Genomic DNA, 17,675 nt, shown 5'->3' with positions numbered 1-17,675 from the left:
AGCTACGCCGTTAACCGGTTGTCGAGCGGGAACACTTTTGCGGGATTGAGCAACCATGCAGGATCGAAGACAGCTCGCACGCGCATCTGCTGCCGCAGATCGCGTTCCTCGAACTGGAAGCGCATCAAATCGCGTTTCTCGATCCCGACCCCGTGTTCGCCGGTCAGGCAGCCGCCAACTTCCACGCAGTATTTCAGGATGTCTTCGCCAGCCGCTTCCGCCTTTGCCTGCTCGGCTGGATCGTTAACATCATAAAGAATCAGCGGATGCATGTTGCCGTCGCCCGCATGAAAAACATTTGCGACGCGCAGGCCGTAGGATGCGACAATCTCGCCTGTCCGTTTCAAGACGTTCGACAGCTGACCAAGCGGCACTGTACCGTCCATGCAGATGTAGTCGGCAACACGCCCTGTTGCTCCGAACGCGGACTTGCGTCCTTTCCAAATTGCCGCGGCTTCGGCTGCGGAGTGGCTCTCCTTGATGTGACGGACATTGTGCTTCCGCGCGATTTCGACGATCCGCGCGAGCATGGCTTCCATCTCACGGTCGGAGCCCTCCACCTCGATAATCAGAAGAGCGCCGACGTCGAGCGGATAACCTGCCTTGGCAAATCCCTCCACGATCTCGATCGTCTGCTTATCCATGAACTCAATGGCAACCGGGATGATGCCCGCACCCATGATTGCCGCGACACAGGCCCCCGCTTCCTCGCTCGTATCGAAGCCGAATAGGACGGGCTTGGCGCCCTCCGCGGCACGACGAATCCGCACGACCGCTTCGGTAACGACGCCGAGCTGGCCTTCCGATCCAACGATAAGACCGAGGAGATCGTAGCCTGGGCTGTCGAGGTGCTCTCCGCCGATCTCAACTATCGTTCCGTCGAGCAAGACAAGCGTCACGCCAAGGATGTTGTTCGTCGTCACGCCGTATTTCAGGCAATGCGCCCCGCCCGAATTCATGCCGATGTTGCCGGCGATGGTGCAGGCGAGCTGGCTCGACGGGTCGGGCGCATAGAAAAAGCCTTCGTGCGCAACTGCCTGGCTCACCGCAAGGTTGGTAACGCCCGCCTGCACTCGGGCGGTCCGGTTCTCGAAATTGACATCCAAGATCCGGTTCATCTTCGATACGCCGAGAACGATCGCATCCTCCTGCGGAATCGCACCGCCCGCGAGCGACGTTCCGGCGCCGCGCGGAACAACCTTCACCTGATTTTGCGCACAGAACTTCAGGACGGCCGACACTTCCGAGGTGGTCGACGGAAGCACGACCGCGAGCGGCATGCGCCGATAGGCAGTAAGGGCGTCGGTCTCGAAGGCGCGGCGTTCGTCTTCGGAGACGATGAGCGCCTCCGGGGCAACGACTTGGCCAAGGCCGGTCAGAATTTCGCCGCGGCGGCCGAGCACGGCCTCGTCAGGTATTGGGAATGCAATCGGCATGGCTCTTCCTTCACTCCGCCCGGCAGAATGGGCCTTGTGCCACCAGCCAGACCAGATCCGCGGTTTTCAGGTTAGGTAGCATCCCTCGTTTCCCCGACTACCCGCCATGAGAGCGAGTAAATGCGCTGGTCAGATGCGAGCGACCACGCATCTAATTGACGCGTAGCAGCGCGCCAGCTTCCAACTCTTTTTCCTTGGCATGCCTCTTAGTCTGCGAAGCGTAGAAGCCGCCACTAGGCGCGATGAGAGTGGATAATTGCCAACGACCAGTTGTAACGGCGATGTGCGTTAAGCTTACAGAAGCTCAAGGCACCGTCATGACGCGGATGTTGTTCGTGGTACCGGCCTGCGCGAATGGGATTCCCGCGACGATCACTACCGTGTCCATGCTTTCAGCGAACTTTTCGCCGACCGCGGTAGAGACGGCCCGAGACACCATCTCCTCGTAGTCGTTCACGTCGGTTGACGACACACTGTGCGTACCCCAGAGCAAGCAAAGCCGGCGCGCAGTGTCCATACTTGGAGTCACTGCAAGAACAGGCACATCCGGACGGCGACGGGCAATGCGAGCTGCGGTCGTGCCTCCAGATGTGTAGACGACGATCGCAGAGGCATGGATCGCAGATGCTAATCCCGCAGCCGCCGCGGCCACCGCGTGAGGGGCCGTCTGCTCCTCCTCCGGGCGCAAAGCATCGACGATAGAACGATACATCTTGTGACGTTCTGTGCTGCGGATAATGCTGTCCATCATCTCCACTGCTTCACGCGGGTAGCGGCCTACGGCAGACTCCGCGGACAGCATTACCGCGTCGGCTCCATCGTAGATGGCCGTCGCTACATCCGACGCCTCCGCGCGGGTCGGCGTCGGCGAAGCGACCATGGAGTCGAGCATCTGCGTGGCCACGATTACCGGCTTTACTGCCAATCGACAGGCCCGTACCAATTCCTTTTGTCGGCCAGGAACGTCTTGATGAGGAATCTCGACGCCAAGATCGCCTCGCGCCACCATGACCGCGTCGGACAGACTAATGATGTCATCAATTCGATCGAGGGCCGCCGGCTTCTCGATCTTCGCGACGAGGCCTGCCCGATCCCCGATCAGTCCCCTCGCCTCAATGAGATCTCCCGGCCGTTGCACGAACGATAGCGCCACCCAATCGACGCCCAGTCGAAGACCGAAATCGAGGTCTCCACGGTCTTTCGGAGTAAGTGGCGACAGATCGAGGATCGTCCCCGGCAGGTTAACTCCTTTGTGGTTGGAGAGCTTTCCGCCGATGATCACCTCGGCTTCAAGGCTCTCGCGGTCGAGCGATTTGACGCGAACTCGCAGCCGTCCATCGTCGATCAATAGATCGTGCCCCGGCGCTGCCGCCGCAAACACCTCCGGATGCGGCAATGGGATCGCATCCCGATCACCTTCGGTGCCTTCCTGAACGAACCGGACGGTCTCGCCCGCCACCAGCGTCAGGCTCCCTTCGCGCAACGTACCGATACGAATCTTGGGTCCCTGGAGGTCGAGCAGAATACCGATCGGCCTGCCCATCTCGATCTCCAGATCTCGGATCGCGGCGTGAACCTTGGCATGGTCCTGCTTCGCACCGTGGCTGAAGTTGAGACGAAACGTATCGACCCCGGCCTCGAACAACTTTCGAAGCATCTCTGGTTCGCAGCATGCCGGTCCAACGGTCGCTACTATCTTTGCTCGGCGATTTCGGCGCACGTCAGTAATCTCTCCATCGGCCAATCAGGACCGCTCCCGGACGAAGCGGTTCCTCAATGTGTGTCAATCTCCGGCTATCGCGGAGGTGTCTTGTCAGGCCCGAACATCAAGCCGGCCTCCCGGAATCCTCCGTCGACGTTCAATGTGTGGCCGTGAACGTATCGGCTCTCGTCCGACGACAGGAAAACCGCGGCATCGGCAATTTCCTCCGGAAGCCCATAGCGGCTCATTGGGATGAGATATTCATAGGCTTTCCGCGTCGCCGGGTCGTGTGCCGTCTTGGCCATATCGGTTTCGATCGCTCCTGGAGCAATGTTGTTGACATTGATCCGGTGCTGCGCGAGCTCGACCGCCATAACCTTCGTGAGCAACTCCAGCCCGGCTTTGGCGGCGCCATATGCGCCTCGTCCGTTTCCACCGCGCTGTCCCGAAAGCGAAGCAATGTTGATGATCTTTCCGCCGCGGCCCTGATTGACCATCTGGCGCGCAACCGCCTGCGCTACGATGAATGCACCCGTCAAATTGATCGAGATCATTCGTTGCCAATCCTCGAGCTTGATATCGAGGAAGGGCGTATTGCCACCGATGCCGGCATTGTTGATCAGAATGTCCAATCCGCCGCACTGCTGGACGATTTCATCCAACAACTCGGTCACAGACTCCTGGTTCGCTACATCCACCCTCAAGCCGAGATGCTCGCGACTTGCGTTCTCGAGCATCAACGCCGATGTCTTCGCGCCATCCACGTTGAGGTCCGCGATGACAATGCGAGCCCCTTCTCGCGCCAACGCCTTGGAAATCGCGAAGCCGATACCGCGCGCGCCACCGGTGACGAGCGCCACCTTATTGTTCAATCTCATATCGATCTAACTCCAGCTTCGTCGTCTCAGGTTAACTTTCCGGCGGTGCGCTCAAGCGTCGTCCACAGTTCCTCGCCGTACTTTGCACGCCATTCCTTGTAGAATCCCGCAGTGCGAAGCGCATCCCGGAAGGCCGCAACATCCGGCTCGTTGAATATGAGGCCCTTCTTTGACAGATCTCCACGTAGGGATGTCGCGAGCGTTGCCATATCCTTTCTCTCAGCCATCGCGGCATCATTGATTGCAGTAGCGATGATCTTGCGGAGATCCTCGGGAATAGCGTCCCAGTTCCGCTTATTTGCGACGCAGAAGAAGGCGTCCCACATGTGGCCGGTTAAAGCGCAGTATTTCTGCACTTCGAACAGATTCGCGGTGAAGATATTCGCCAACGAATTTTCCTGACCGTCGACGATCTTGGTCTGCAGCGCGGAATACAGTTCGCTGTAGTTGATCGTTGTCGGTGCGGCACCAAAGGCCTGGAACATCGACGTCCAGAGCGCGCCGACCGGCACGCGGATCTTGACGCCCTTCAGATCGGCGGGGGTGTTGATCTGCTTTGTGCTTGTGGTGATGTTGCGGAATCCGTTATCCCACATCTTGCCCACGGGTACGAGGTTCGCTTTTCCGATAGCAAGCCGCAACGCATCACCGAGCTCTCCGTCCATCGCCTTCCAGACGGCATCATAGTCGGGGAAGATAAACCCCAATCCGTAAATCGATGCCGACGGGACGATCGTCGAGAGAACATTGATCCCGGAATTGAGGAACAGATCGAGCCCGCCGGCGCGCAGTTGCGACAGCATGTCGGTGTCGCCGCCGAGCTGGTTGTTGGGAAACACGTTGATTTCCACCCGTCCCTTCGTTTCCGTCAGTACGCGCTCAGCCGCCTCTCTGGCGCGCGCCGTAATCGGATGAGACTCGGCGAGATTGAAACCCCAGCGAAGGCGGAACTCCGCGGCCGCCCGAACGCTTTTAATAGGATATCCAACCCCAACGGCCAGAGCTGCTGCCGTGGTCCCCTGAAGAAACGTTCTGCGATTGAAAGTCCGTTTCATCGCTTCCCTCCTACGTGGTTTGTACTCTTATGGTGTGGGCATCAGCGCCTACAGGAATCCCGTCGATATCCACGGGACGAGCGCCACGATCGCGAGCCCGATCAACAGGGCCGCCATGTAGCCCACGATGGGTCTCATTCCAGCGTCCGGGCTTACCCTGCTGATCGCGCAAGCTGCGTAGTAGCCAACGCCGAATGGCGGTGCGAACAACCCGACGCCCATCGCCAATATGACGACCATCGAATAGTGCACGAGATCGATTCCGAGCGCTTGAGCGATCGGAAAAAGCAGCGGCCCGAAGAGAACGATCGCGGGAATGCCCTCGAGCACACTGCCCAGTACGACGAAGGCCACGATGGACACCGCCATGAAACTCATTGACCCGCCTGGCAGCTGCTTCATCGCCACGGCGAGCGAGCGCGAGAATCCCGATTGCGTCAAACTCCATGCCATCGACGTCGCGGTGCCGATGATGAACAGAATTGCGCCGGACAAGCTGGCGGTCTCGACGAGCATAGGCTTAATACGCCGCCAGTCGAATTGCCTGTAGAACAGAGCTCCGACGACGAGCGCATAGAATATGCCGATCGTGGACACCTCGGTCGCGGTCGCCACGCCTTCGATGACCGCAGAGCGAATGACGAACGGCAGTGCGATTGCCGGCACGGCGACCAAAAATGTCTTGCCGATCTCCTTGGCGGAGGCACGACGGGCGAGGCTGCGGTCCTCGTTGCGGTACCTCCACGCGATGACGCAACAGAGCGTGATCGCCAGGATGACGCCAGGTAGCAGGCCTCCGGTGAACAAGGCCGCGATCGAGACACCCGTAACCGACCCGATCGTGATAAGGACGATGCTGGGGGGAATTGTCTCGGTCTGGGCGCCTGTTGCCGCGAGCAACGCGACAAGGTCTCCCTCCTTGGCGCCGCGGCGCTTCATCTCGGGGAAAAGAACAGGCGCAACCGCCGCCATGTCCGCAGCTTTAGATCCCGAGATGCCGGATACGAGGTACATCGCTCCGACGAGGACGTACAATAGTCCGCCACGCACATGACCCAACAGGCTGGCAAGGAAAGCAACCATGGCCCGTGCCATGCCTGTCATTTCGATGAGCTGGCCGAGGAATACAAACAGAGGAACCGAAAGTAGGATCAGATGGCTGACGCCCTCGTCAATGCGGCCCACGATGATGAGCGGCGGCGTCCTCGTGGTGAGCATGAGATAGCCGAACGTCGCCAGGCCGAACGAAAAGGCGATCGGCACGCCGGTGAATACGGCGCACGCCACCACCACGACGAAAAAGATGACAAGATTGATGTTGCCAAGCGGCCCAAAGAGCGGCTGGAGCAACCAAAACAGGCCCACAATGAGCGCGACTGTGCCGAGCGAAGAAAAGATCAGTCTCGTATCAGCGAGGCGAACGAGCCGAAGCAGTGCAAATATGCCCATCAACCCGAAGCCAACGGGTGCAGCGGTGGCGCGCCACGCATTGGAGAGGTCCATCGCCGGAGTTCTGACGATCGCTTCCTCGATGGCGTACTCAAGCGTGGCTGGGAATAGCAGGACGACCAGTCCGAGCGAGGCCGCCAATGAGATTGCGTCGAGTTGCGCTCGCATCCGCGGCGATACGAAAGCGAACAGGGCCGTCATCCGCATGTGCTCGCCGCGTCGCAACGCGATGGCAGAGCCCAGCATCACGAGCCAGAGAAACAGCATGGACGCGAGTTCGTCCGACCAAATGATCGGCTTGAGAAAGACGTAGCGCGCCAGAACTCCGGCAAACAGCAGCAGGATCTCGGCGGCGAGGAGTATGGAGACGCACACCTCGAGCAGTCGACCGATCACTCGGTCGACGCCGTCCGCAGCGGCTAGCGCAACGTTCTTGCTTGAGTTCTCCACGGCTTTCGGCAGAGCCGCGCACGACATGGCGTCGCTCGCACCATCGTGCGTAACCACGCCGCCCGAGGGCATCGATGGGACACTCACGGCATCTTCCCTGTTTCGCTTTTGTTAGACTTTGCCTAGCCACCCGTGTTCGAAGAACTTTTCTTCGCCGAGTTGACCGCCTTTGAACGCTATCTGAAGTCCGTCCAACTGCCCGCGTGTCGCTCTGGCTCTGCAGAGCGGAACGCCTGGACTTACGCGGGCCGCAATTTCGAGGGCGTCTATGTCCAGTAGCTGGGCGACCTGGCTCGACGTGTCACCGCCGGACAGCAGCAATCTCTTCAAAGGTACCACATCGAGGATGTCACTGACGAGTTGTCCGAGCTTCCGGCCGAGATTACGGCCGCCTTCATGCTTGGCGAGCTCGCGAGACATTCCGCCCCCGACGAGCTTCTCGATCATCTTTCCGATCCGCGGATCATCCGGACCGCGGGCCGTATGCAATATGACGCTACGCCCTTCCTTCAGAAGAGAAGTGGCGCTTCGGACGACTTGGGTCGCGATGGCGCCATGCTTGTCGGGATCAAGCAAGTCGGCTGCATCAAGAGGAACTTCGGCAAAACCGGCCCGTACGGCTGCGCCGATCTGCAGGGCCGTCAGCGAGGAAGCACTGCCGGACACGGCAAGCACTTGGTCAACCGGGGACGGGTTACCATAGTTTTCAGACGGCGGAGGAATGATCCCGGCCTCACGCCACCATTGCATCAAAGCATATTCCACACCCGACGGGCCGACCACAAATGCGCTTCGATTCCCGGCCGCGCGATCGGCGATCAGTCGGCCGACCTGTGTAAGTTGCGACGCATTCGCGGAATCCAGCAATATCGCATCAGGCGCAGATTTCGTCAGCTCTGCGAACCGGTCGGCGGCCCTCGCATAATCCTGATCAAGGAAGGGCAACGTGAGCTTTTCAATCTTGAGTGCTGCCTGCCGCCCGATATGGACGGCCAGATCGCTTTCGTTCATCGGCGTCACGGGATGAACGCTCATGATCGGGTGGCGGTCGATCCTGTAGATGTTCCCATCCGTCCCGGATCGGGCAAATAGATTGCCGAAGAGGCAGTATCGTTGCAGCGAAGGCGTTCCGCCGACGATCGAGATCGGATCGTTACGGAACACGGACTTCGCGATCTCGATCACCCGGCCGATGCTGCCGATCTCGGGCGAGCTGTCGAAAGTTGAGCACACCTTGTAGTGCACAATTGGTGCTCCGAGCGATGCAAGGTATCGGAAATCTCCCGGCAGGTGCTCAGTCATCTCGGCGGAAGACATGCCGCGGCTCACTCCCGCGAGGCCGACAACCTCTAGGTCGCCGAAATGCTTCAAGACGTCTGGCGTCGGGGGACGTAGAAACAGTGCCGCACGCAGCCCGGCGAAGGCCACGGCCTCAAGGGCGTCAGTCGATCCTGTGAAATCGTCGCCGTAGAAGGCAAGCCGATATCGACCTTGCGTCACGACGCGCCTCCGAACTTGGAGATAGCGAGCTGCAATGGCCGATGGGATTTGGCGTATTCTGTTACTGGCACGCCTTGAACAGCGGCTTCCCAAGCCTCGCGCAGGCTCATGACACCGTCAGCAATCCCACCTGGATGGCCCATGATGCCACCTCCTGCCAAATGCATCAGATCGATGCTTCCAAGCCGCGCAAACGTGTCACCGGCTTGTCCTGCCCATTGCCCCGACGAGAAGACTGGCATCATCGGCTTGACGCCTGAAAAGGCCGCCAGACAAGACCTGGCCGAAGCAATGACCGAATCATCCGGCTCCCAGAATTTGCTCCTCAGGCCGTTGACATGCAGATGATCGACACCGGTCAGGCGCCATAGCTTTTGAAACGCGGCAAAGTCGAAGCCGAGCCATGGGTGACGTGTAAACAGGCCCCAGCCGTTGCGGTGACCGTGGATCGGTAGATCAGTGTACGTTCGCAGATGTTCAATTGCCGAAAAACCGCACCAGTTGACACTCACCATCACGCACGTGCCGCCGGCTTCCAGCACCAGGTCGTGGCGACGTCGCATGTCGTCGATCGAGCCACTGATGTTGATTGCGTACATCGGCTTTCGACCCAAGCGATCGGCATGCTTTTCGATGACGGGGAACACAGCCTTCAAACGCTCTTCAAAGGGCGCATACGGCGGATCCGCAATCAGTTCGTCGTCCTTGAGGAAGTCTATGCCGGCCTCGCAAATCTTATCGACGAGCACGGCGGTCTCAGACGGAGACATACCAATACTGGGTTTCAGGATCGTACCGATCAATGGCCGATCAATAACTCCGGCCAAACGTCGGGTCCCGTCGACACCGAACTTCGGACCAGGAAAGCCAGCGGCGTAGCTGACGGGCATCTCGATGTCGAGGAGCCGGAGGCCCGTCGTTTCGCCGAGTTCGAACAGATTTCCCGCAATGGTCGCCAAGAGCGTCGGGATATTGAAGCCTACATTGTCAATCGGAAATGCGATTTCGATCTCGCCGCGATGAAACGCTTTTGGACGATCGTTTTTCTCGAAGAAGGAACTGCGCAGAGTCGGGTTATCGACAGGCGGAAGCTCGGTTACGCTAATCACCCGGGCTCGCGATCGCTTCTTGAGCTCATCGGTTTCCCCGGGTAACGCAAGAAACGTCCCGCTCGATTGCTCCCCGGCAATGACTTCCGCTGCCCTCGCCACCCTATCGCCGGTCTCGACGAGATATCGGGCGGTAAACTCAGATCGCGGACTATCGCTGCGCATGGTACGCCCTGTCGAGGTTTGCTGCGTTTCTTCCCAAAGTTCGTCTCTTTCATCCGGACGGCCTACAGAACCCGTTCGTATGATGGACGGGCACATCTGACCTTGAGTACACCGCGGCAGCAAACGATATTGATGAAGCAAGGTGTGAGAAAAACTCACATCGTGCGATCCACGGATCCAACACCGCTCGGGGCTTCGAAGGATTGAACTAGGCGTCCACGCTGCCCAAGGCTGCACACATGTTCGCGGTGGTGGACATCTCGCGCATGAGCCAGTGGGAAACCGCCCTACTTTCAGGACGGGTCGCCACGTGAGGAGCGGTCCAAAGCATCAACCTTCGCTTGCCGGGGATGCTGCCGAATGGCGCGACCAGCCTTCCACTGTTGATTTCCTCGAGGACAAACATCGTGGGGACTAGCGCCAAACCAAGGCCGCACAGCGCGGCCTGGATTAGCAAATAGAAGTGTTCGTAGGATTCTTGAATGCGTACATCTTGCCGCAGCCCCAACTCGTCGAGCCAATCCGACCAGGCCTCCGGACGCGTCCGCGTACCCAACAGACGGCAGTTCGCGATGTCGCCCGGCTTTTGGAGCCTGTTCGCCTTCGCATAGGAAGTCGCACAAACGGGGGAAATCCACTCCCGCGCAAGCTCTTTTATGACAACATCCTTGGGTGGCGCGATGGTGCTGGAACGTATCGCGATACTCACCTTGTCGCGGATGAAGTCCACCTGATCGTAGTTCATATTGAACTGGAGATCGATGTTCTTATGCGCTTCGTGAAACGCCGCGAGGCGGGGAATTAGCCAATACATCATGATGGTCGCCGAACATGAAACTGTCAGCGGTCCAGGCAATATCTGCTCGACACTACCATCTATAAGATTGAATGCAGCGGTGAGGCCTTCAGCCAGGCGACTCCCCTCAGGGGTCGGGTCTGTCGAGGAGGACGTTCGCACCAAGAGCGGAACGCCAAGCAATTCTTCGAGCGATCGAATATGGCGGCTGATCGCCCCATGAGTCACCGATAACTCGAGCGAAGCCGCAGTCATACTGCGCAACCGCGCTGTTGCTTCAAAAGCACGTAACGCGTTGAGCGAAGGCTTTGGACGCGCCATTCGTCCCCTCAAAATGACATTCTAGCGGCTGTGAGCTTTTATCACAAGGGCGGCGTTAAAAGTCGTTTGGGGGTTCTGCGCCGGAGTCTTAAGCTGGGGCAACGCTCGATCATGGCTGGCGCAACCCACTACGGACGGCCTTGAAGTCTGCCTGGTCGTTGGCATGAGGCATCAAAAATGACGCACAACAAGATGATCGTCGAGGCCCGCGTGAACGAATACGCGATGCGGGATGGAAACCCTCATGTTCCCTGGACGGCAGATGAAATCGCCGAGACGGCAGCTCGCTGCCGCGAAGCTGGGGCTTCAATTCTTCACTTCCACGCTCGTGCGGACGACGGGGCGCCGCTCCATACCGCCGAAAGGAACGCTGAGATCATCCGAAAGGTTCGGCAGAAATGCGACATGCTGATCCTGCCAACGCTCGGCTTCTTCGCCAACGATACCGAGCCGAATGCGCGGATTAACTGCATTCTCGAACTTGCCAAGGACCCGGCGACCAGACCGGACATCGTTCCGATTGACACCGGCAGCACCAATCTCGACGTGTTCGACCGTGAGAAGCTCGGCTTTTCGCACTCCGATCGCGTTTACGAGAATCGAACCAACGCGGTGGAGCACTACTTTCGCTCCCTGAAGAATGCCGGCATCAAGCCGAAGATGACCTGCTGGTCGATCGGCTTTGTGCGACGCGCGCTGGCATTCATGGAGATGGGCCTCGTGGCCGAGCCCGGCTACTTCCTGCTCAACATGACCGATGGGCCGTATCTGACGGGCCATCCCGGCACGCTCGAAGGATTGGACGCGTTCTTGCCGTTTCTGCCCAAGAGCGTCCGGCACAGCTGGACTGCCAATATTGTCGGCGGAAATTTGTTGGATCTGTGCGAGGGCGTCGCGAGGCGTGGCGGCAATATCGCTCCGGGGATTGGAGACTACCCGTACATTGAGCTCGGCCGTCCGACTAACGAGGAACTCGTCCGCCGCACTTGCATAATCGCGAGAGGATGCGGCCGGGAGATCGCCTCGCCAGATGACGTCCGGGAGATTCTCGAAATCTCCTGATGCGGCGCATCTCGATACGATCGGCGCCGGATAACGCCCTTCGGTAAAAATCAGCCAACGATACCAGGAATTCTGCACATCTCCGAGGTTCTCCCTGACTGTGCCGGGATCTCAATAGATCCCGGCACTTTTTTTTGCGGCAGGTGCAGCTTGCGGGCGCAACCCTCGCTTAATGCCGAATGAACAAGTCCGATCGAGCTACACTCTATTTCAATCCAACCACGGTATGAGGCACGTAGCGTTCTTCCAGTCTGCCTATTTCATCGGATGTAAGCTTCAGGCCGAGCGCTGCAATTGCATCGTCAAGGTGCTGCGTTTTGGTCGCACCAACAATTGGTGCCGTCACTCCAGCCTTCGCAGCGACCCATGCCAACGCCACGTGCGCTGGCGCCACCCGTCGTTCCGTCGCAATATCCGTAACTGCGTCGACGATGCTGCGGTCGGCGGCTTCGGCATGGCCGTAGAACTGTGCCGTTACGTTATCAGTATCGGAGCGAGAGCTTCTCTCAGTCCAGGGGCGGGTGAGCCGGCCCCGGGCAAGCGGACTGAACGCAATCACACCGACGCCTTCGTCCCGACAGAGCGGAAGCATTTCTCGCTCCTCTTCTCTGTAAAGAAGATTCAAATGACACTGCATGGAGACAAAACGCGCCCACGAATTCGCGTCAGATCGGTACAATGCCTTGGCGAATTGCCACGCATAGACATTGCTCGCACCGATGTAGCGTACCTTCCCGCTTCGTACGAGGTCGTTCAAGGCTTCAAGAGTCTCATCGATTTGCGTGTCGTTGTCCCAGAAATGGATCTGGTACAGATCGATATAGTCAGTGCCGAGCCTCCGGAGACTGGCTTCCGCTTCGGCAAGAATTGCCTTTCGCGAAAGGCCGATCCCGTTTGGTCCCGGGCGCATGCGGCCGTAGACCTTCGTAGCGATCACGATTTCGTCTCGCGGTACCATTTCCTTGAGAATCTTGCCGACGATCTCCTCGCTCGTACCGTCCGAGTACACGTTAGCCGTATCGAAGCAATTGATCCCGGAATCGAGAGCCTTCCGTATGAATGGCCGACTATCGCCCTCGCCTAGGGTCCAAGGATGATTCCCTCGCTCCCCGACTCCGTAACTCATACAGCCAAGTACAATCCGCGAAATCTTGAGGCCCGAACGGCCCAAACGTATGTAATCCATGAGCGATACCCTTGCTGCCTCGCCTGCACCTAAGCTGTTTCAAAGTGTCGCGATGTCAATAATCCTCAGTCCCCGATCACTCACCCGAGATGGGAAGTGATCCTTGAGCTTTTCCTCGTGAACGGGCACGAGCCTCCGCATGTCGCCGCTCACGCTGGCGAGCATCTCTTCTGCCGTGAGAATTAGATTGGTCTGACTTCCCGTCGCAAGTCCTGGTGGCACGAAGCATGGGTCATCCCGATCGCCTCCGTGCAAGTTTTCATACGTGTAGACGACGTCGCCGGTAAGGACCCATCGGTCCTCGATGCTTCCGCCGTTGCGAACCACCACGTACTGCGAACCTGCCGTGTGCGTGTCGAAGGCGGGAAGAAGATCGATATTCGGCAGGACGTCGTGCGACGCACCGTCCAGCACGACCAGCCGATTCTTCAGCCCGAGATCCACGAGCTTCAAGATATCGGCAGGATTGATGCCACCGAGGAGGGATCGAAAACGACGCCCCTTGGACATGGCCCAGATCCAGCTCTCGATCTCGCGCTTCTGGATATAGAATTTGGCGTTTGGGAAGTAGTCCAGCCCGCCCATGTGGTCGAAATGAGCGTGTGTAAGGAACACGTGCTGCACATCCTCGGGGCGAATGCCGACGGCACCCAAGACCTCAGAAGGCGGGGTCCAGCCGGTGACGCCGATGGCATTGGCGATCTCACCTCCGAAATCCGACTGATCATAGCCCGTATCAACCAAAACGACCGTGTCGCTGCTGCGCAGGAGCACATAGGCAAACGGCAGGTTCATGCTTCCGCTGTTGTGACGGCCGTACAGCACCCCGCTTGTCGGATGTTTTGGACTGGCTGCGTATTCGAGCACCGTGATGGCATATCTTGTCATTCGGACACTCCGATCAGATGGTCAGCACCAAGATTTAGTTGACCGCAACATTGCCGCAGATCGATCAAGCCACCGCAACCGATCGGGCTCGCCCGTCGCAGATGATTCCAGGCCGCAGACAATAATGTCGCCTCGGACGTGGGCTGATATGCCGTCTGGGCGGCTGCCCGCGGCGGCAGCAGTAGATGCAACGCCTGGTTCACATGATGATGCTCGTGCCGCCGCTGCACCGGCACCCGGACCGCTGCAAGAATATCGTACACATGATCCGGATCGCCGGCGTCCGGCTGGCGCTCGTCTGCCAGATGGGACGTCCCAACGAAATTCGCGAGAAGACGAACAGAGCGATCAGTCACAACATCGCGCAGATAGCGGATGACCGGTCCGATGACGATATCGTATTCAGCGACCGCTGAACCCGGTGCAATTCCCTCGAAGGGATCGTCGGCACGGAATTGTGCGCTTAGAAAGCTGCTCACGAGGAGCGCCCGCCTTCAGGAACCGGAGCATTCGATGGGATTAGGTTGAATACCTTCAAGTCCTGCCAGAGAGCAGCGGGTATCCGCGCCGAGACAGCGTGGACGTTCTGGGTAACCTCGCTTATCGACTTCGCGCCCTGAACCACAGTGGCGACAGCGGGATGCGCTTGCACGAACTGGGTCGCGACGGTCGGCAAATCGACGCCGTGTCGTTCGCACACTTTCTCGATTGATCGGACGCGCTCCAGGATGGCGCTCGGGACCTGCTGGTAGTCATACGTCGAGGCCGCCGCCTTCGATCCAGCAGCTAAGATGCCTGAATTGTAAATGCCGCCCGCAATCACCGAGACATTCCGCGACCGCAGCTCGTCGAAGTGCCCGTCGAGGGGGGCGTGGTTGAGCAGCGTGTATCGACCTGCGATCAACGCGCAGTCAATTGGAAATTCGCGCGCTACTCCAACAACCGAGTCGGTCTCGTTCACTCCCACCCCGACCGCACCAATAGCACCCGAACTCTTCAGCTCGTCGAGCGCACGGTACCCACTCTCACGGAGTTGGTTCCAGTAGAATTCTGCCTGATCGCCGTGCCATGCGCGTCCCACGTCGTGGACCAGAAGTACATCGATATAATCGAGACCCAAACGATGCTGACTGTCCTCGAACGAGCGCATCACGCCGTTGTACGTATAGTCGTACGTGTCCCTGAACGGGAACGGATCAACCCATTCGATGCCATAAACCGTGTCGAGCTTCGGTGTTCGGCTGGCTGGCTTGAGTACCCGGCCGCACTTCGTGCTCACGACAATCTGATCGCGGATGCCGAGGTCGCGGAGAGCGCGGCCGAGGAAATGCTCGGACTTTCCGAGACCGTACATCGGTGCGCAATCGAAGTAGCGCACGCCTAGATCAAATGCTGCCTTGATGACAGCCTCAAATTCGGAATAGGACACCCCGACATTGAACCCGGAAAGAGGCACCGTCCCGAGCCCCGCGGACGTGACGGAAACTTTGGTGCTGCCTAGAGTTCGCCTTTCGAGCGGAAACATAGCTCTTCTCCTATTTGTCTTAGAATGTCAGTCGGACAGTACCGAGGAAGCCCCATTCGGCAGTGGAGCTTCGCTGGGAATCAGGCCGTCGCTCCTGAGGTCCAACCAAAACGCTTGAGGAATTGGCGCCGATATCGAAGCCACGTTCTGCTCGACATGCGCTGTGGTGAGCGCGCCCTGAACCACCGAAGTCACGGCCGGATGCGCATAAACGAACTGGGAAGCCGCATCGGCCAGCCTCACTTCGTGGCGCTCGCAAATGACCTCCAGCGCCTTTACTCGGCGCACGATGGATTCAGGAGCGGCCTGGTAGTCGTATGTCCGTGTCAGCGCATTTCCCCGGCTACCTTCCGCCAGGATACCTGAATTATAGACGCCGCCGGCGATGATGCCGATGCCGCGACGCTGGGCTTCCGGGAAGAAGTCGGTCAACGGTGCATGGTTCAGGAGCGTGTAACGTCCCGCTACGAGCGAGCAATCGAGATCGAACTCCGCAGCCACTTCAAGCACCGAAGCCGTTTCATTCACGCCGAGACCGATGGCCTTGACCGCTCCCGAGCGACGGAGTTCGTCGCACGCGCGGTATCCGGTTTCGCGGAGCTGCCTCAGGTATGTCGGATAGCTCTCGCGGTGCCAGACTCCGCTGACATCGTGCAGGAAGAGGATGTCGATATGGTCGAGCCCCATGCGCTGCTGGCTGTCCTCGAAGGAGCGCATAATGCCGTCGTAGCTGTAGTCATATTCATCGACGAAAGGCAGCGGATCGACCCAATTGATTCCATACAGGCTCTCCGCACGGGCGGAGCGGCTGGCCGGCTTCAGGAGCCGTCCGGCTTTGGTACTCACAACCACCTCAGAGCGCAGGCCATGAACGCGTAGCACATGGCCGAGGAAATGCTCGGACTTCCCGAGGCCGTAGAGCGGTGCAACGTCGAAGTACCGTACGCCCAGCGCGTAAGCCTTCAAGATCACAGCCTCGAACGTCTCGAAGCTAACTGGCACGCCACAGCCGCCAAGGGGCGATGTTCCGAGCCCAAGCGCGGTCAAATTCACGCGGCCGTTCGGAAGCACTCTCTTCTCCAGAGCCACCATATCGAGAATCCCTATTTGAGGATTGGCGCGCACGACGGCGTCACGCATGCGCGCCAATTGAAGCTACATGTACTTAGCGACGTTCGACGAATCCAAAAGCAGCCACGGAACGACGTAGTCCTTCTCGGTCCCGCCCTTCCATTCCATCAACGAGTTCCAGATTTCCGACTGAGGCTTATAGCTGTCACCCTTGATGGCGCGCAGAGCGAGATCGACCGCGCCCTGGCCTTCCGCGCGAGCGTACTTGTACAGTGTCACGGTCATCTCGCCTCTCTGCACCGCGCGCTTGCCATCGGGAATGCCGTCGATCGCAAGCACCGGAACCGATTTAAAATCGACCTTGGCGCTCTTCATGGCTTCGATCGCACCGAGCGCCATCTCGTCGTTCTCGGCGAGCACGGCATTGATCTTGCCGGGGTGCGCGAGCAACCAGTTCTCCATGAGTGCTTGGCCCTCGGCTCTGCTCCAGTTTCCAGACTTACTGGCGAGCAGTTTCAGCTTCGGAAACTTGGCCAAACCCGCGTCGACACCAGCCTTACGTTCGATCTGTGCCGACTGGCCGATCGGCCCCTCCATAAGAACGACGTTGCCGCCGTTGGGCAGCAGCTTGCCAAGTTGCTCGCCAATGATACGCCCTCCCTCGGTGTCGTTGACAATGATGGAGGCGGTATAACCCTTCGACGCGGTCTTCAGGGCCGATACGATCACCGGAATGCCGGCGGCGATCGCCTTGTCGATTGCCGGCGCCGACGCTTGAAGATCGAATGGCGCCATGATGATGGCATTGAATTTTTGCGTGATAGCCGTATCGATCTGGTTCGCTTGGACGAGCGGATCGTACTTGCCATCGAAAATCGTGACTGCAACAGAGCCATCCCTGACCGCAGGATGGTTCTGGATCTCGCTGGACCAGGCCTTCATGTACTCGCCCGATTCTCCGAACGACAAGGCGGCGATCCGAATCTTGCTTTGAGCAAAGGCCGTACCGGTCGACAGAATCATTGCAGCAGCGGCAAAACCCGCCAACGTCGATCTACGCGTAACCTTCATCGTCTCCTCCG

The 17,675-nt window shown here is 58.9% G+C and carries 15 protein-coding genes; 1 reads left to right on the top strand and 14 read right to left on the bottom strand.

Annotated features, from left to right (window positions below; translation table 11 throughout):
* Positions 1 to 2 precede the first annotated feature (2 nt).
* The 8 genes from BM374_RS19760 to BM374_RS19725 form a co-directional block, all read right to left on the bottom strand.
* The gene (locus BM374_RS19760; RefSeq protein ID WP_092295172.1) at positions 3 to 1,436 is read right to left on the bottom strand and encodes an FAD-binding oxidoreductase; all 1,434 of its coding nucleotides are present in this window, start codon (positions 1,434 to 1,436) and stop codon (positions 3 to 5) included.
* Between the two features lie 304 nt (positions 1,437 to 1,740).
* Positions 1,741 to 3,156, bottom strand: coding sequence for a pyruvate kinase (pyk, locus tag BM374_RS19755; protein ID WP_092296869.1), 1,416 nt, complete (start codon positions 3,154 to 3,156; stop codon positions 1,741 to 1,743).
* A 74-nt stretch (positions 3,157 to 3,230) separates the two neighbouring features.
* Positions 3,231 to 4,016 carry an SDR family NAD(P)-dependent oxidoreductase gene (locus BM374_RS19750; protein WP_177248419.1) on the bottom strand — a complete coding sequence of 262 codons (786 nt, stop codon included), beginning with the start codon at positions 4,014 to 4,016 and terminating at the stop codon, positions 3,231 to 3,233.
* A 26-nt stretch (positions 4,017 to 4,042) separates the two neighbouring features.
* A complete protein-coding gene (locus tag BM374_RS19745; protein WP_092295166.1) occupies positions 4,043 to 5,071 on the bottom strand; it encodes a TRAP transporter substrate-binding protein in 1,029 nt (342 codons plus the stop codon).
* 48 nt (positions 5,072 to 5,119) lie between these two features.
* Complete coding sequence (locus tag BM374_RS19740; RefSeq protein ID WP_092296866.1) at positions 5,120 to 6,997, bottom strand: TRAP transporter large permease; 1,878 nt, start codon at positions 6,995 to 6,997, stop codon at positions 5,120 to 5,122.
* A gap of 84 nt (positions 6,998 to 7,081) precedes the next feature.
* Positions 7,082 to 8,470 (bottom strand): four-carbon acid sugar kinase family protein, encoded by a 1,389-nt coding sequence (locus tag BM374_RS19735; protein WP_092295164.1) that lies wholly within the window; start codon positions 8,468 to 8,470, stop codon positions 7,082 to 7,084.
* Positions 8,467 to 9,903, bottom strand: coding sequence for a ribulose-bisphosphate carboxylase large subunit family protein (locus BM374_RS19730; RefSeq protein WP_244552641.1), 1,437 nt, complete (start codon positions 9,901 to 9,903; stop codon positions 8,467 to 8,469). Before BM374_RS19730 ends, BM374_RS19735 begins: the two co-directional genes overlap by 4 nt.
* 49 nt (positions 9,904 to 9,952) lie before the next feature.
* On the bottom strand, positions 9,953 to 10,861 hold the full coding sequence (locus tag BM374_RS19725; protein ID WP_092295160.1) for a LysR substrate-binding domain-containing protein: 909 nt from the start codon (positions 10,859 to 10,861) through the stop codon (positions 9,953 to 9,955).
* Positions 10,862 to 11,038: 177 nt separating this feature from the next.
* Between BM374_RS19725 and BM374_RS19720 the strand changes: the two genes are divergently transcribed.
* A complete protein-coding gene (locus tag BM374_RS19720) occupies positions 11,039 to 11,923 on the top strand; it encodes a beta-keto acid cleavage family enzyme (RefSeq protein ID WP_092295158.1) in 885 nt (294 codons plus the stop codon).
* Positions 11,924 to 12,128: 205 nt separating this feature from the next.
* On the opposite strand, the gene BM374_RS19715 is transcribed toward BM374_RS19720, so the two are convergent.
* Genes BM374_RS19715 through BM374_RS19690 form a run of 6 tightly spaced genes read right to left on the bottom strand, consistent with a single transcriptional unit; the run spans position 12,129 to position 17,664 of the window.
* Positions 12,129 to 13,109: an aldo/keto reductase gene (locus BM374_RS19715; protein WP_092295156.1), complete on the bottom strand. Its 981-nt coding sequence runs from the start codon at positions 13,107 to 13,109 to the stop codon at positions 12,129 to 12,131.
* A gap of 39 nt (positions 13,110 to 13,148) precedes the next feature.
* Entirely contained in the window at positions 13,149 to 13,997 is an 849-nt protein-coding gene (locus BM374_RS19710; protein ID WP_092295154.1) for an N-acyl homoserine lactonase family protein, read from the bottom strand.
* Positions 13,994 to 14,476, bottom strand: coding sequence for a hypothetical protein (locus BM374_RS37960; protein WP_143270222.1), 483 nt, complete (start codon positions 14,474 to 14,476; stop codon positions 13,994 to 13,996). Before BM374_RS37960 ends, BM374_RS19710 begins: the two co-directional genes overlap by 4 nt.
* Positions 14,473 to 15,522: an aldo/keto reductase gene (locus BM374_RS19700; RefSeq protein WP_092295150.1), complete on the bottom strand. Its 1,050-nt coding sequence runs from the start codon at positions 15,520 to 15,522 to the stop codon at positions 14,473 to 14,475. Before BM374_RS19700 ends, BM374_RS37960 begins: the two co-directional genes overlap by 4 nt.
* Positions 15,523 to 15,549: 27 nt before the next feature.
* Positions 15,550 to 16,662, bottom strand: coding sequence for an aldo/keto reductase (locus tag BM374_RS19695; RefSeq protein WP_502689450.1), 1,113 nt, complete (start codon positions 16,660 to 16,662; stop codon positions 15,550 to 15,552).
* A 15-nt stretch (positions 16,663 to 16,677) separates the two neighbouring features.
* Positions 16,678 to 17,664 carry a substrate-binding domain-containing protein gene (locus BM374_RS19690; RefSeq protein WP_092295146.1) on the bottom strand — a complete coding sequence of 329 codons (987 nt, stop codon included), beginning with the start codon at positions 17,662 to 17,664 and terminating at the stop codon, positions 16,678 to 16,680.
* Positions 17,665 to 17,675 lie beyond the last annotated feature (11 nt).

It is taken from the genome of Bradyrhizobium sp. Ghvi (genome assembly GCF_900115265.1).
Classification (GTDB): Bacteria; Pseudomonadota; Alphaproteobacteria; order Rhizobiales; family Xanthobacteraceae; genus Bradyrhizobium.
This window is presented reverse-complemented; position numbering and strand designations above follow the sequence as displayed.